The organism is Microbispora sp. CL1-1 (genome assembly GCF_012034195.1).
Lineage (GTDB): Bacteria > Actinomycetota > Actinomycetes > Streptosporangiales > Streptosporangiaceae > Microbispora.
Genome location: NZ_JAATEK010000007.1, coordinates 104,735 through 119,180 on the forward strand (window position 1 = coordinate 104,735; position 14,446 = coordinate 119,180).

The following is a 14,446-nucleotide window of genomic DNA, read 5'->3' on the forward strand; positions in this document are numbered from 1 at the left end:
CGGCCCCCGGCTCGGCCAAGGACCCCCGAATCCCACGCCGAGCCAAAGGCCCCCCGGCCTCAGGCCGAGCCGAAAACCCTTCGGCCCCCGGATCAACCGACGACCGCCGGCGCAGTTCCTGCCCCCGGCCCCGGCTCAGTCCAGTGACTTGACGAACTCCGCGATGGCGCGGTTGAACGCCTCGGGCTGCTCGATGGCGGACAGGTGGCCCGCCTTCCCGATGACGACGAGCTGCGCCTGCGGGATGGCCTCCGCCATGGCCTGGGCGTCCGGCAGCGGCGACAGCTCGTCCTCGTCGCCCACGACGACCAGCGCCGGCACGGTCAGGGACCGCAACGTGCCGAACGCGTCGGGCCGCGCGGCCATCGCCCGCTGGGCCCACGCGACCGCCGCGGGCGGCGCCGCCTGGACGAGCCCGCGCACGCGCCCGGCGACCATCCCCCGGCACTCCTTTGTGGTCGCCCCGAGCATCGCGGGCAGCGCCTCGGTCACGAGGATGCCCGTGCCGCTCTCCAGGACCGCCGTGGCGATCCGCTCCCGGTTCGCCCTGGCCGGCTCGGGGTCGGCCTGGGCCTTGGTGTCGGCGAGGATCAGGCCGCGTACGCGGTCGGGGTGGCGGCGGCACAGGGCCATCGCCACGTAGCCGCCCATGGACAGGCCGCCGACCACGGCGCGGTCGATGCCCTCCTGGTCGAGCAGGTGCGCAACGTCGTCGGCCATGAGGTCGATCGAGGGCTCGTCGTCACCGAGCATCGTGCCACCGAAGCCGCGCAGGTCCGGGGTGATCACCCGGCAGACCGGCGCGAGGCCCTCGCGCTGGGCGAGCCACATCGCGGAGGACAGGGGGAACGCGTGGAGCAGGGCGACTGGCAGGCCGCTCCCGGCGGAACGCGAGTAGAGCTGCATCAGGTCACGGTAACGCGCCACGCGCCCGGCACCGCCGTTCGTCACCGATTCGCGACCCCGGCGGCCCGTCCGTCACGTTCAGACCGTGGTGGGCAGTGGCGCGGCGGGCGGGTTCACCCGCTTGACGATCTCGTTCAGCACGATCCGCACGTACGGCTCGCCGACCCACAGGTGCTTGGCCCCGTCCACGCCGACGACCTCCGCCTGCGGTGCCGCCGCGAACCGGCGTACGGCCTCCTCGGGCTGCAGGTAGTCGTCGTGCTCCGGCACCAGGGCCACCAGAGGGCGGCCGAACTCGCCCCAGGCGACGAGGTCCTTCTCACCGGCCCGCTTCAGCGGCGGCGACAGCAGGATCGCGCCCTGCACGATCGGGTCGCGACCCCACTTCAGCGCCAGCTCCGTGCCGAACGACCAGCCGAGCAGCCAGGGGTTCGGCAGGTCGTGGAAGTCGGCGTACTCCAGAGCGGCGGCCACGTCCCACCGCTCCCCCTCGCCGCCGTCGAAGGCCCCCTGCGAGGTCCCCCGGTCGGAGGTCGTGCCACGGGTGTTGAAGCGCAGCACCGCGATGTCGGCGAGTGCGGGCAGCCGGTAGGACGCCTTGCGCAGCACGTGGCTGTCCATCATCCCGCCGTGGGTGGGCAGGGGATGCAGGCAGACCAGCGTCGCCACCGGCGGCCGGCTCTCCGGCACGGCCACCTCGCCGACGAGGGTGAGCCCGTCGGCCGTCTGCAGCTCGATGTCCTCGCGCCGGGCAGGCAGCACCGTGGACGCCCTGATGTCCATTCCCACTCCGATAGCTCGTGTCAGTAACGGCTGCGGCCCGGACCTCGGTTGGCCCGGTTGCGCCAGCACGTGGTGTGCCAGTGCCGCCGCTCGTCCTCTCCCCCGGCCCAGGCCGGCCAGCTCACCACGTGCGGCAGTCCGGGCCTGATCTCCTGCTCGCACCCCGGGCACCGGTACGCCTTGCCCTGGGCGGCGCCGGAGACGTTGCGGACGACCCAATCGCCGTCGTGCGCGCTCTCCACACGGTCCACCCCGGCCACCTGAGGGCCCACCGGCCGTACGGCACTGCCGTCCGGGCGTTCGAACGGGCCGCGGCGGCGGGCACGTCGGGGACTCACGGCGGGCATCCTTCCGGGGGGCTCATGTCAGGCAGAACGGGAGAAGACGGCCCATTCTTCCAGCACCCGGTCGGACGGCGTACAAGCGGACGCCTCGAACCCCGCGCACCGCGCCAGCCCACCCTCCGGCCTCCTCCCCCGCCCGGGCCATGCCCGACAGTCTCCCAGAACGCCTCGGGACCTCCGCGATCCCGGTAGGGTTGGCGCACATGCGGCTGGTCATCGCGCGGTGCAGCGTGGATTACGTGGGACGGCTCACCGCCCATCTCCCCATGGCCCCTCGGCTCATCCTCATGAAGGCGGACGGAAGCGTGTCGATCCACGCTGACGACCGGGCGTACAAGCCTCTGAACTGGATGAACCCTCCCTGCAAGGTGCGCGAGGAGGAGATCGACGGCGTGCTCACCTGGTCGGTCGTGCACGGCAAGACCGGCGAGAAGCTCGTGCTGACGATCGAGGAGATCCTGCACGACTCCAGCCACGAGCTGGGCATCGACCCGGGCCTGCGCAAGGACGGCGTCGAGGCGCACCTGCAGGAGCTGCTCGCCGAGCACATCACCACGCTCGGCGACGGCTGGACACTGGTGCGCAGGGAGTACATGACCGCCATCGGCCCGGTGGACATCCTGTGCCGCGACCACCTCGGCGGGGCGGTCGCCGTGGAGATCAAGCGGCGCGGCGACATCGACGGCGTGGAGCAGCTCACCCGCTACCTCGAACTGCTCAACCGCGACCCCCGCCTGGCCCCGGTCAAGGGGATCTTCGCGGCCCAGGAGATCAAGCCGCAGGCCCGCGTGCTCGCCGCCGACCGCGGCATCGAGTGCGTGACGCTCGACTATGACGCCCTGCGCGGCATCGAGCCGGAGAACCCGACGCTGTTCTGAGCCCGGCCTGTGCCGACCCCTGTGTCGACCCTGTTCAACCCCTGTCTGAGCCTGGTCAGCCCGTGAAGTCCGCCACGTGGTCACGGGCCCACTCGGCGAACGTGCGTGCGGGCCTGCCGGTGACCTGCTCGGCGGTCGGCAACGGCCGGCGTTCCGGCGCGGGCCGCGCGCCCGCGCCCGTGTCCGCGTCGGCGTCGGCGTCGGCGTCCGGCTCGACCTCGCGTCCCCCGTAATCGGTGAACCCGAGCAGGAAGTCGGCGTTCGCCGCGGCGAAGCCGCCCATCCGGAGGTAGAGCTCGCGCGCCTCCTCCCGGCCGACCTGTTCGAAACGGATCTCCCGGCCGATCGCGGCGGCGATGGCGGTCACCTGTTCCCGCCGGGTCACCCACTGGGGACCGGCGAGGGTGTACGCGGCGCCGGCGTGGCCGTCCTCGGTCAACGCCAGCACCGCCACGTCGGCGACGTCCCGTTCGTGCACGGGGATTCCGGCCTGCCCCGGGAAGGGGTCGCGGACCACCCGCTCGGTGCGGATCGACTCCCCCCACAGTTCGAGCCTGTTCGTCATGAACTCGCCTGCCCGCACGTGCGTCCACTCCAGCCCCGACTCCTCCACGGCGCACTCCACCGGCAGGTGGAAGTCCGTGTCGAGGCCGAAGGTCACGGCGCCCGAGGACAGGACGACGACACGCCGCACCCCCGCGCGCTTCGCCTGCTCCACCACCGCGTGGGCGGTCGCGGGGTGCGGGAACAGGTAGACGCGCTCGACGCCGGACAGCGGCCCGGCCAGCGTCGCCGGATCCGCGAGATCACCGAACACCACCTCCGCCTCCGGCGGCAGCGTCGCCTCGCCGGGCCGCCGGGTGAGCGCGCGCACCCGCTCACCGGCCCGGATGAGCCCTTCGACGACGATCCGCCCGACGTTGCCCGTCGCACCCGTGACCAGGACAGTCATGCTCCACCCCATTCTCGTATGGCGTACGGATAGAATAACCGTACCGCATACGAAAATGTAGGATTCACGCTCATGGGAGTGGAGCGCAGCGGCGGCGGCGATCCGGAGCGGACGCTGGCGCTGCTCTGGCGGGACCACGCGGCCGCCGGACGCGCCGGCGACAAGCCGGCGAAGGGGCGCCGGCCCCGGCTGACCGTCGACCAGATCGTCGGTGCCGCACTGTCGGTGGCCGACCGCGAAGGGTTGACGTCGATGTCGATGAGCCGGGTCGGGGAGGAGCTCGGCGTGGGCACCATGTCGCTCTACACCTACGTTCCGGGCAAGGCCGAGCTGATCGACCTCATGGTCGACGCGGTGCTCTCCGAGCGGGATCTGCCCGGCCCGGGCGACCCGCGGCCGGAAGGCTGGCGGGAGCAGATCGAGCTGTACGCCGAGCGCACCCGGGAGGCGTACCGGCGTCATCCCTGGCTGCGGCAGGTCTCCACGGTGCGGCCGCCGTTGGGTCCGGGCCTGATGGCGCAGCAGGAGTATCTGCTGTCCGCGCTCTCGGACATCGGGCTGTCACCCCGGCAGATGACCGCTGCGGCGGGGGCGATCGTCACCTTCGTCGACGCCGCCGCTGCCGTCAGCGCCGAGTATGACCACGTGGAGCGGACGACCGGGGAGTCCGCCGACGCCTGGTGGGCGGCGCGCGGCTCGTTCTGGGACGACTACTTCGACACGACCCGGCATCCCGCGATCACCCGCGTCTGGCGCGAGGGCGGCTTCGACGCGCCGGCCGCGGAGGCGAACGCCGAGTCCTACCGGTTCGGCCTGCGGCGGCTTCTGGACGGCATCCAGGCGCTCACAGGGCAGCTCCAGTAGGCGCGGCGTATCCGCCGTACGGAGGATGCCGATCATCGTCCTGTGGGGGGTGTTCCGTGATCCTTCCGCGATGCATCCTCTGGGCATGGAACACGCGATATGTGTACGCGGCCTGACGAAACGGTACGGCGACGTGCAGGCCGTCGCGGGCCTCGACCTCGATGTCGAGCACGGCGAGGTGTTCGCCGTCCTCGGCCCGAACGGCGCGGGCAAGTCGACCACGGTCGAGATCCTGGAGGGGTATCGCCGGCGAGACGCGGGAGAGGTCACCGTCCTGGGCAGGGACCCGGCCCGGCCGACCCGCGAGTGGCGGTCCCGGATCGGCATCGTGCTGCAGAGCTCCGACGACCGGGCGGAGCTGACCGTACGGGAGACCCTCCGGCACTTCGCCACCTACTACGCGAACCCCCGCGACCCGGACGAGCTCATGGAACAGGTCGGGCTCGCCGACAGCGCGGGCAAACGCATCCGCCAGCTCTCGGGCGGCCAGCGCCGCCGGGTGGACGTCGCCCTCGGCGTCATCGGCCGCCCCGAGCTGCTGTTCCTCGACGAGCCGACGACGGGTTTCGATCCCGAGGCGCGGCGGCGGTTCTGGGAGCTCATCGAGGGGCTGGCGCACGACGGCACGACGATCGTGCTGACCACCCACTATCTGGAGGAGGCCGAGACCCTGGCCGACCGCGTGGCGGTCGTGGCGCGGGGACGCGTGGTCGCCCAGGGCGACCCCGCCACGCTGGGCGGCCGGGCCACCGCCAGGGCCAGGGTGGCCTGGTCGGACGGCGAGATCGAGACCGACACCCCCACGGAGGTCGTCCTGGAGCTGTCGCGCAGGTACGACGGGGAGATCCCCGGGCTCACCGTCACACGGCCCACGCTTGAGGACGTGTATCTCCGCCTCATCGAGGCGGAGGAGCCATCTGCCGGCAGCGCCCCGGAGACCCCCGCGGAACCCGTGGAGAGCACGCCATGACCACCCCACTCCGTCACATGATCACCACCCCGGGCGCCGCCCGCCCGTACGGAGAGGGCGGCATGACCACCACTCCGGCCGACGTCCCGCCTGTGGAGAGCACGCCATGACCACCACCCCCGCCCCCGATGTGGCCCTGCCGTCCCCGCTGAGGATCGCGCTGGCCCGCGCGGCCGTCGAAACGAAGGTGCTCTTCCGGGAGAGGGACGCCGTCGTCTTCACCTTCGCCCTGCCGATCGTGTTCCTGGTGCTGTTCGCCGCGATCTTCTCCGGCAGCGCCGAGGGGACCGGCGTCACCGTCGCCCAGCTCTACACCGCCGGGCTCATCGGCTCGGGCGTGATGGGCACGGGGTTCCAGAACCTCGGCATCGGCATCGCGGGCGACCGGGACGACGGCACGCTGAAGCGGCTCGTCGGCCTCCCGATGCCGCGTGCGGCCTACTTCATCGGCAAGATCGCCAGCGTGCTGGTGATGACGGTGCTCCAGGTCGCAATCCTGCTCGCCATCGCGGTGCTGTTCTACGACCTGGAGCTGCCCTCAGAGGTGTCGGCCTGGCTCACGTTCGCCTGGGTGTTCGTGCTCGGCGTGTCGGCCGCCTCGGTGCTCGGCATCGCCGTCAGCGGCCTGCCCCGATCGGGCAGGAGCGCGACCGCGGTGATCAGCCTGCCGTTCGTCGTGCTGCAGTTCGTCTCCGGGGTCTTCATCCCGATCACGGAGCTGCCCGACTGGTTGGTGAACGCCGCCTCGATCTTCCCGCTGAAGTGGATGTGCCAGGGGTTCCGATCCGTCTTCCTCGGCGACGCGGGGGCCGCCCTCGAACTGACCGGGTCGTACGAGCCGGTCAGGGTGGCCCTGGTCCTGGGCGCATGGCTCGTCGGTGGCCTCGTGCTCTGCGTGACGACGTTCCGATGGAAGGGGCGGCGCGACGGGTGAGGCCGATCACGCACCGGGGATGCCGTTCGCACGCGCTTCTGTAATTGCCGATGCAATTGCAGCGAGATCGATCTATCCCAATTGGTAAGCGTGCTGACCTCTTGACGGCTATGTCAAGCTATTGAGCGTCTTTGGCATAGCACGAGAGTGCCTATTTCCCAGCACTTCCACAAAAAGGATCTTGCGTTCATAATGGGGACTTCTGGGGGGACCATGACAGTGTGAGGTGAAAAGTGGCGGGACGGGACTATCGGGGGATGTCGGCTGCCGAAAGGCTTGCAGACAGGAGGGAAAGGCTCATATCGGCCGCCTACACCCTGTTCGCCCAACCCGGCTTCCACGCGACCACCATCGAGAGGCTGTGTGCGACCGCGCGCATCTCCAATCGCGCCTTCTACGAATGCTTCTCCAGCCGTGAGGATCTGATGCGCGCGGTTTACGAGCGGTGCATCGAGGAGACCCTCGCCTCGGTCAGCGAGGCCATCGACACGGCCCCGCCGACGCTCGACGACCGAATCGTCGCCGGCATCGCCGAATACATCCGCTTCGTCACCAAGGACGTGCGGCGCGCCCGTCTCATGCACCTGGAGGTCAGGCGGGCGGGCAACGTGCTCAGCGGCGCCCGTCAGCAGGCGGTGGCGTCGTTCACCAAGGTCATAGAGTCCTCGGCGCGGGGCACGCGCGTGCCCGCCCTCGATCTCCACCTGCTGGCGCTCGGCCTCATCGGCGCGATCACCGAGTTACTCATCGAGTGGGTGATGAGCGAGCCCTCACCGCCCACGGAGCAGCTGATCGACACCGCCGTGTACATCTTCCGCCGCACCTTCTCCTCCGACGGTCCCCTGGCGGCCTCCGCCGGGTGAGACAGGGCGGCCGCCCCCGGGGGAAGCGGAGCGCGGCGACTACGCTGAGCCGCATGACCCGAGCCGACAACGACACACCGGTCGTCCTGTCCAAGATCTACACGAAGACGGGCGACGACGGCACGACCGCACTGGGCGACATGAGCCGCACCCGCAAGACCGATCCCCGCCTGGCCGCCTACGCGGACGTGGAGGAGGCCAACGCCGCCATCGGCGTCGCGCTCGCCACGGGCGGCCTGTCCGAGGACGTCACGGCCGTCCTGAGCCGGGTGCAGAACGAGTTGTTCGACGTCGGCGCCGACCTGTGCACGCCGGTCGCGCAGGAGCCCGATCCAGAAGATCGGGACTACATTCCGCCGCTGCGGGTCGAGGAGCCGTACATCGCCTGGCTGGAGGAGCAGTGCGACCGGTTCAACGCGGAGCTGAAGCCGCTGCGCAGCTTCATCCTGCCCGGCGGCGCGCCCGCCGCGGCCTCCCTCCACCTCGCCCGCACGGTCGTACGGCGAGCCGAGCGGTCGGCGTGGGCGGCGCTGGAGGAGCACGACGACATGAACCCCCTGACGGCCAAGTATCTGAACCGCCTGTCGGACCTGATGTTCATCCTCTGCCGCGTGGCGTCCGCCGGCGACGAGATCCTCTGGAGGCCAGGCGCCACCCGCTGAGCGCAACCGATGGGCGCGCCCACGGCGAATGTCAGGCGGCGTCGAGATGGGCGCTGGGCGGGGCCGACTCCAGCCAGGCGAGGAAGCCGGTGAGGGCGTCCTCGCTCATCGCCAGGGACAGCGGGCCGCGTTCTGCCGAGCAGACGACGGTCCAGTAGCCGGCGGGCCCCTCACCCGTGTCGAGCATCCTCCGGCTGGAAACGGTGAGGCCGCGCCTCGCGATAGCGTGGCGCGGCCTCAGGCCGAATCCCAGGAACGGAATCCAGTGGAGCTCTCCCCCTACGTAGCGGGCGACCCCGCTCTTCCAGCTCCCCTGGCCGTGCCGTACTCGGCAGACGATCGTGCCCCGGGCCCGGGCCAGGACGAAGCCCCGGAGGACGAGGAGCGCGGCCACGGCGAAGACGCCCGCGAGTATCTCAAGCGCCGCCAATGCCGCCCTCCTCCTGGTGTCAGACCTCTTCGCCGGCCGCCCGAAGCCGGGCCGCCGCACGCTTGGCCTGAAGTCGTGCGTCCGCGTCCTCCTGGTCGGCCTCGATCGAGGCCTGAGCACGCTGCAGCGCGTCCTTGGCCCGTGCCACGTCGACCTCGGAGCCGAGCTCGGCCGCCTCGGCCAGGATCGACACGTCGTTGTCGGCGACGGAGATGAATCCGCCGTGCACCGCGGCCACGAGGTCGCCTTCGTCGCCGCGCTTGACGCGCAGCACTCCGCCCTCGACGAGGACACCGAGAACGGGAGCGTGGTTCGGCATAATACCGATCTCGCCGTCCACGGTCTTGGCAATGACCATGTCGGCCTCGCCCGTCCAGATCTCACGTTCCGGCGACACGACGCCCACGCGAAGCTTTGCCACTTCTCAGCTCCCTTTCGACGGACGCCCGTGCGGCGCGGCCGGAGCCGTGCCGCACAGGCGTCGAAGGCGTCCTAGCGCTCGAGTTCCTTCGCCTTGGCGATGGCCTGCTCGATGCCACCGACCATGAAGAAGGCCTGCTCGGGCAGGTGGTCGTACTCGCCGGCGCACAGGCCCTTGAACGAGGCGATGGTCTCGTCCAGCGGCACGAACTCACCCGGCTGACCGGTGAACGCCTCGGCGGCGTACATCGGGTGGGACAGGAACCGCTCGATGCGGCGCGCCCGCTGGACGGTGACCTTGTCCTCTTCGGAGAGCTCGTCGATGCCCAGGATGGCGATGATGTCCTGCAGTTCCTTGTACTTCTGCAGGATCCGCTTGGTCTCCTGGGCGACCGCGTAGTGCTCCTCACCGATGATCTGCGGGTCGAGGATCCGCGAGGAGGAGTCGAGCGGGTCCACCGCGGGGTAGATGCCCTTCTCCGAGATCGGCCGGGACAGAACGGTCTGCGCGTCGAGGTGCGCGAACGCGTTGTGCGGCGCCGGGTCGGTGATGTCGTCCGCGGGCACGTAGATCGCCTGCATGGAGGTGATCGAGTGACCACGGGTCGAGGTGATGCGCTCCTGGAGCACACCCATCTCGTCGGCGAGGGTCGGCTGGTAACCCACGGCGGACGGCATACGGCCGAGCAGCGTGGACACCTCGGAACCCGCCTGGGTGAAGCGGAAGATGTTGTCGATGAACAGCAGCACGTCCTGCTTCTGCACGTCGCGGAAGTACTCCGCCATGGTCAGAGCGGACAGCGCCACCCGCAGACGGGTGCCCGGGGGCTCGTCCATCTGGCCGAAGACGAGCGCGGTGTCCTTGAGGACGTCCGCCTCCTCCATCTCCAGCCACAGGTCGTTGCCCTCACGGGTGCGCTCGCCGACGCCCGCGAACACCGAGGTGCCCGAGAACTTCAGCGCGACGCGGCGGATCATCTCCTGGATCAGAACGGTCTTGCCGACGCCCGCGCCGCCGAACAGACCGATCTTGCCGCCCTTAACGTACGGCGTGAGCAGGTCGATGACCTTGATGCCGGTGGGCAGCATCTCCGTACGGGCCTCGAGCTGGTCGAAGGCCGGTGCCGGACGGTGGATCGGCCAGCGCTCGTTGACCTGGATGGAGGCCTTCGGCGCGTCGAGCGGCTCGCCGAGGGCGTTCCACACGTGGCCCTTGACGGAGTCGCCGACCGGCACCGAGATCGGCGCGCCGGTGTCGGTGACGGCCGCACCGCGGACCACGCCGTCGGTGGGCTGCATGGAGATGGCCCGGACGATGTTGTCGCCGAGGTGCTGGGCGACCTCGAGCGTCAGGGTCTTGGTCTCCTCGCCGAGCGTGACGTCGACGGTGAGCGCGTTGTAGATGTCCGGCATGGCCTCGACGGGGAACTCCACGTCGACGACCGGACCGGTGACGCGGGCGACACGGCCCACGGTGGTCTCAACAGTCTGTGCGGTCATTTCACTCTTTCCCCGCTGCGGCGTCAGCCAGCGCGTTCGCGCCACCGACGATCTCGCTGATTTCCTGGGTGATCTCGGCCTGACGCGCCTGGTTCATCTGCTGGGTGAACACGCGGATGAGCTCGTTGGCGTTGTCGGTGGCCGACTTCATCGCGCGGCGCCGGGCGGCGTGCTCGGAGGCCGCCGACTGGAGCAGCGCGTTGTAGATGCGCGACTCGATGTAGCGCGGCAGCAGCGAGTCGAGCACGTCACCCGCCGTCGGCTCGAATTCGTAGTAAGGCGGGATGCCCTCCGGGGCCGTCTCCGCCTCCTCGACCTCGAGCGGCAGGATCCGCTTGACGATCACGTTCTGCGTCAGCATCGAGACGAACCCGGTGTAGACGACGTGGATCTCGTCGATCCCGTCCTCCGCCTTGAACGCCGTGATGAGCGCGTCGGCGATCTCCTTGGCGTTGGCGTACGACGGGTTGTCGGAGAAGCCGTCCCACTCGCCGAACATCTCCCGGCTGCGGAAGCGGTGCCAGGTGATGCCCTTGCGGCCCACGACGTACGGCTTCACGGCCAGGCCGCGTCCGGTGAGGTGGCCCTTCAGCGCCTCGGCCTCACGGAGGATGTTGGCGTTGTAGCCGCCGGCGAAGCCGCGGTCGCTGGTGACGATCAGGACGCCGGCCGTGGCCGGCTGCTCCTTGGCCACCGTGAGCGGGTGGTCGACGTTCGTCGTGTTCGACAGGACGGCCGACACCGCGTGGGTGATCTCCCGCTCGTACGGCACGGCCGCCTGCATCCGCTGCTGCGCCTTGACGATGCGCGACGAGGCGATCAGCTCCTGCGCGCGGGTGATCTTCGCGGTGGACTTGACCGACTTGATCCGCCGCCGCAGCTGTCGAAGCTGGGCACCCATGGGTTACTTCGCCTCGACCTTGCGGACGTGCTTGACGACCTTCTCCTGGCCGACCTCGCTGGCGTCCAGCGCCTCCACCGGCTCGTCGTTGACGAGCAGCTGACCGCTGGAGGTGGTGAAGCCCTTCTTGAACTCCGTGATGGCGTCCTTCAGGGCGGTCACCGTGTCGTCCGTCAGCTCCTTGGTCTCGCGGATGCTGTCGAAGACACCCTTCTGGGCGGTGCCGAGGTAGTCGAGGAACTCGGCCTCGAAGCGGCGGATGTCCTCGACCGGCACGTCGTCCAGCTCGCCGGTGGTGCCGGCCCACACCGAGACGACCTGCTTCTCGACCGGGAACGGGCTGTACTGCGGCTGCTTGAGCAGCTCGACCAGGCGGGCGCCGCGCTCCAGCTGGGCGCGGGAGGCCGCGTCCAGGTCGGAGGCGAAGGCCGCGAAGGCCTCCAGGTCGCGGTACTGGGACAGCGACAGACGGAGCGTGCCGGCCACCTTGCGCATGGCCTTGACCTGGGCGGAACCACCGACTCGGGAGACCGAGACACCGACGTTGATCGCCGGGCGGACACCGGCGTTGAACAGGTCGGTCTCCAGGAAGCACTGGCCGTCGGTGATGGAGATGACGTTGGTCGGGATGAACGCCGACACGTCGTTGCCCTTGGTCTCGATGATCGGCAGACCGGTCATCGAGCCGCCGCCCATCTCGTTGGAGAGCTTGGCGCAGCGCTCCAGCAGACGCGAGTGGAGGTAGAAGACGTCGCCGGGGAACGCCTCACGGCCCGGCGGACGACGCAGCAGCAGCGACACGGCGCGGTAGGCGTCGGCCTGCTTGGTCAGGTCGTCGAAGACGATCAGCACGTGCTTGCCCTGGTACATCCAGTGCTGGCCGATGGCAGAACCGGTGTACGGGGCGATGTACTTGTAGCCCGCGGGGTCGGAGGCCGGAGCGGCGACGATGGTCGTGTACTCCAGCGCGCCCGCCTCCTCGAGGCGGCCACGGACCTGGGCGATCGTGGAGCCCTTCTGGCCGACGGCGACGTAGATGCAGCGAACCTGGCGGTTCGGGTCGCCGGAGAGCCAGTTCTCCTTCTGGTTGAGGATGGTGTCGACCGCGATCGCGGTCTTGCCGGTGCCGCGGTCGCCGATGATCAGCTGACGCTGGCCGCGGCCGATCGGCGTCATGGCGTCGATCGCCTTGAGGCCGGTCTGCAGCGGCTCCTTCACCGGCTGACGCTGGACCACCGAGGGGGCCTGCAGCTCGAGGGCGCGGCGGCCCTCGGCGGCGATCGGGCCCTTGCCGTCGAGCGGGTTGCCCAGGGGGTCGACCACGCGGCCGAGGAAGTCGTCGCCGACCGGCACCGACAGGACCTCGCCGGTGCGGCGGACCTGCTGGCCCTCCTCGATGCCGCTGAAGTCGCCCAGGACGACCGCGCCGATCTCGCGGACGTCGAGGTTCAGCGCCAGACCACGGGTGCCGTTCTCGAACTCCAGCAGCTCGTTCGCCATCGCCGAGGGAAGGCCGGAGACATGGGCGATGCCGTCCCCGGCGTCGACGACGGTCCCGATCTCCTCGCGCGCGGCACCTTCCGGCTCGTACGCCTGGACGAAGCGCTCAAGGGCGTCCCGGATCTCGTCCGGCCGGATCGTAAGCTCCGCCATCTCTTTCTTGTCTCCCTATTCGCCTCAGCCGGCCAACCGGCGGCGGACTTCTTCGATACGTCCGGCGATCGTGGTGTCGATGTAGTCGTCTCCGACTCTGACGGAGAACCCACCGAGCACCTCCGGGTCCACCTCGACGTTCAGGTGGACGTCTCGCCCGTAGGTGGTTCGCAGCCAGGCCGCGAGCCGCTGCTTCTGCTGCTGTGAGAGCGGCACCGCGCTGCGGACCACACCCACCAGGCGCTCGCGCGCCCGCGCGACGATCCAGCCGAACTCCTCCAACGCAGTTTCCAGGCTACGTCCCCGCGGGTGCACAACGGCCTGCGTGACGAGCCGGACGGTGGAGGGGGCGGCCTTCCCGCCGAGCAACGTGGCGAGCAGGTCGCGCTTGCGCTCGGCCGGTACGGCCGGGTCGCTGAGCGCGCGGCGCAGCTCCGGGTTGGCGGCGAGGATGCGGCCGAAGCGGAACAGCTCGTCCTCGACGTCGTCGAGGCGGCGGTCCGACTCGGCCTCGGCGGCCGCGGACATCACGCCGATACGCTCAAGGGCGTCCGGCAGGTCGCCGGCCTTGGACCACTTCGCCCTGACCGCGGCGACCGCGATCTCCAGTGCGGCGTCGCCGACCTTGCCCTGCAGCAGGGAGCGCAGGACGCTCTCCTTCTGCTCGGCCGGGCGCGAAGGGTCGGAAAGACCCCGCCGCAGCCCGTGCTCGCGGTCGAAGAGGTCGGCGACGGCGAACAGCTCCTCGGCGAGGGCACCGAGGTCGGCGGTCGCGGCGGCGGTGTTGAACCGCTCCTCGACCTCCGTCAGGGCGGTCCTGCTGAGGCCGCGCATCAGCGGACCGCCTCCGGACGGCCCTCGAGCTCTTCGAGGAACCGGTCCACGATGCGGCGCTGGCGGGCCTCGTCCTCGAGCGACTCGCCGACGATGCGGCTCGCCAGCTCGGTGGACAGGCGCCCGATCTCACCGCGCAGCTGCGTGAACGCCTGCTGACGGTCGGCCTCGATCTGGGCGTGGGCCGCCTCGATGATGCGCCGCGCCTCGGCCTGGGCCTCCTCGCGGAGCTCGGCCTTGATCGCGGCGCCCTGCTCACGGGCCTCCTCGCGGAGACGGGCCGCCTCCTGGCGGGCCTCCGCGAGCTGCGCCCGGTACTGCTCCAGAGTGCGCTGGGCTTCGGCCTGGGCGTCCTCGGCCTTCTTGATGCCGCCCTCGATAGCCTCGGTCCGCTCGGCCAGCGTCTTCTGGATGCGCGGGGTGAGGATCTTTCCGACGACGAGGAAGACGACGAGGAAGGCGAAGCTGCCGACGACCAGCTCGTAAGCGTGCGGAATGAGGGGGCTCTCGCCCTCCGCCGCGAGGAACGTAGCTGCCAGAGTCATAGGTGCA

Annotated in this window: 17 protein-coding genes; 6 read left to right on the forward strand and 11 right to left on the reverse strand. The window is 70.3% G+C overall.

All coding sequences use genetic code 11. The features are described 5' to 3' along the window. Window positions 1-135 precede the first annotated feature (135 nt). From HCK04_RS11345 to HCK04_RS11355, 3 genes are all read right to left on the reverse strand, one after another. Window positions 136-906 carry an alpha/beta fold hydrolase gene (locus tag HCK04_RS11345; RefSeq protein WP_142647137.1) on the reverse strand — a complete coding sequence of 257 codons (771 nt, stop codon included), beginning with the start codon at window positions 904-906 and terminating at the stop codon, window positions 136-138. 78 nt (window positions 907-984) lie between these two features. Further along, on the reverse strand, window positions 985-1,689 hold the full coding sequence (locus tag HCK04_RS11350; protein WP_142647138.1) for an alpha/beta hydrolase: 705 nt from the start codon (window positions 1,687-1,689) through the stop codon (window positions 985-987). Window positions 1,690-1,709: 20 nt separating this feature from the next. After that, window positions 1,710-2,027: an ATP/GTP-binding protein gene (locus HCK04_RS11355; RefSeq protein WP_185948956.1), complete on the reverse strand. Its 318-nt coding sequence runs from the start codon at window positions 2,025-2,027 to the stop codon at window positions 1,710-1,712. A 209-nt stretch (window positions 2,028-2,236) separates the two neighbouring features. Here HCK04_RS11355 and nucS point away from each other — a divergent pair, with 209 nt between their 5' ends. Beyond that, window positions 2,237-2,911, forward strand: a complete 675-nt coding sequence (nucS, locus tag HCK04_RS11360; protein ID WP_142647139.1) for an endonuclease NucS — start codon at window positions 2,237-2,239, stop codon at window positions 2,909-2,911. A gap of 55 nt (window positions 2,912-2,966) precedes the next feature. On the opposite strand, the gene HCK04_RS11365 is transcribed toward nucS, so the two are convergent. Beyond that, entirely contained in the window at window positions 2,967-3,863 is an 897-nt protein-coding gene (locus tag HCK04_RS11365; protein ID WP_142647140.1) for an NAD(P)H-binding protein, read from the reverse strand. Between the two features lie 72 nt (window positions 3,864-3,935). Between HCK04_RS11365 and HCK04_RS11370 the strand changes: the two genes are divergently transcribed. The 5 genes from HCK04_RS11370 to HCK04_RS11390 all read left to right on the forward strand — a co-directional run bounded on the left by HCK04_RS11370 (window position 3,936) and on the right by HCK04_RS11390 (window position 8,156). Continuing rightward, window positions 3,936-4,727: a TetR/AcrR family transcriptional regulator C-terminal domain-containing protein gene (locus tag HCK04_RS11370; RefSeq protein ID WP_142647141.1), complete on the forward strand. Its 792-nt coding sequence runs from the start codon at window positions 3,936-3,938 to the stop codon at window positions 4,725-4,727. A gap of 85 nt (window positions 4,728-4,812) precedes the next feature. Beyond that, window positions 4,813-5,697, forward strand: a complete 885-nt coding sequence (locus tag HCK04_RS11375; protein ID WP_142647142.1) for an ABC transporter ATP-binding protein — start codon at window positions 4,813-4,815, stop codon at window positions 5,695-5,697. A 106-nt stretch (window positions 5,698-5,803) separates the two neighbouring features. Beyond that, complete coding sequence (locus HCK04_RS11380) at window positions 5,804-6,631, forward strand: ABC transporter permease (protein ID WP_142647143.1); 828 nt, start codon at window positions 5,804-5,806, stop codon at window positions 6,629-6,631. A 257-nt stretch (window positions 6,632-6,888) separates the two neighbouring features. Then, window positions 6,889-7,494, forward strand: a complete 606-nt coding sequence (locus HCK04_RS11385) for a TetR/AcrR family transcriptional regulator (RefSeq protein WP_142647144.1) — start codon at window positions 6,889-6,891, stop codon at window positions 7,492-7,494. 53 nt (window positions 7,495-7,547) lie between these two features. Then, window positions 7,548-8,156 carry a cob(I)yrinic acid a,c-diamide adenosyltransferase gene (locus HCK04_RS11390; protein ID WP_142647145.1) on the forward strand — a complete coding sequence of 203 codons (609 nt, stop codon included), beginning with the start codon at window positions 7,548-7,550 and terminating at the stop codon, window positions 8,154-8,156. Between the two features lie 31 nt (window positions 8,157-8,187). Here the strand turns inward: HCK04_RS11390 and HCK04_RS11395 are convergent, their stop codons facing one another. From HCK04_RS11395 to HCK04_RS11425, 7 genes are all read right to left on the reverse strand, one after another. Continuing rightward, window positions 8,188-8,586 (reverse strand): DUF2550 domain-containing protein, encoded by a 399-nt coding sequence (locus HCK04_RS11395; protein WP_142647146.1) that lies wholly within the window; start codon window positions 8,584-8,586, stop codon window positions 8,188-8,190. A 19-nt stretch (window positions 8,587-8,605) separates the two neighbouring features. Next, complete coding sequence (locus tag HCK04_RS11400; protein ID WP_079320504.1) at window positions 8,606-9,007, reverse strand: F0F1 ATP synthase subunit epsilon; 402 nt, start codon at window positions 9,005-9,007, stop codon at window positions 8,606-8,608. A 71-nt stretch (window positions 9,008-9,078) separates the two neighbouring features. Further along, window positions 9,079-10,506, reverse strand: coding sequence for a F0F1 ATP synthase subunit beta (gene atpD, locus HCK04_RS11405; protein ID WP_142647147.1), 1,428 nt, complete (start codon window positions 10,504-10,506; stop codon window positions 9,079-9,081). A 1-nt stretch (window position 10,507) separates the two neighbouring features. Then, entirely contained in the window at window positions 10,508-11,407 is a 900-nt protein-coding gene (locus tag HCK04_RS11410; protein ID WP_142647148.1) for a F0F1 ATP synthase subunit gamma, read from the reverse strand. A 3-nt stretch (window positions 11,408-11,410) separates the two neighbouring features. Next, window positions 11,411-13,060 carry a F0F1 ATP synthase subunit alpha gene (atpA, locus tag HCK04_RS11415; RefSeq protein ID WP_142647149.1) on the reverse strand — a complete coding sequence of 550 codons (1,650 nt, stop codon included), beginning with the start codon at window positions 13,058-13,060 and terminating at the stop codon, window positions 11,411-11,413. Between the two features lie 24 nt (window positions 13,061-13,084). After that, on the reverse strand, window positions 13,085-13,894 hold the full coding sequence (locus HCK04_RS11420; protein WP_142647150.1) for a F0F1 ATP synthase subunit delta: 810 nt from the start codon (window positions 13,892-13,894) through the stop codon (window positions 13,085-13,087). Further along, complete coding sequence (locus HCK04_RS11425) at window positions 13,894-14,439, reverse strand: F0F1 ATP synthase subunit B (protein ID WP_142618976.1); 546 nt, start codon at window positions 14,437-14,439, stop codon at window positions 13,894-13,896. The genes HCK04_RS11420 and HCK04_RS11425 overlap by 1 nt, the downstream gene beginning before the upstream one ends. Window positions 14,440-14,446: the final 7 nt, after the last annotated feature.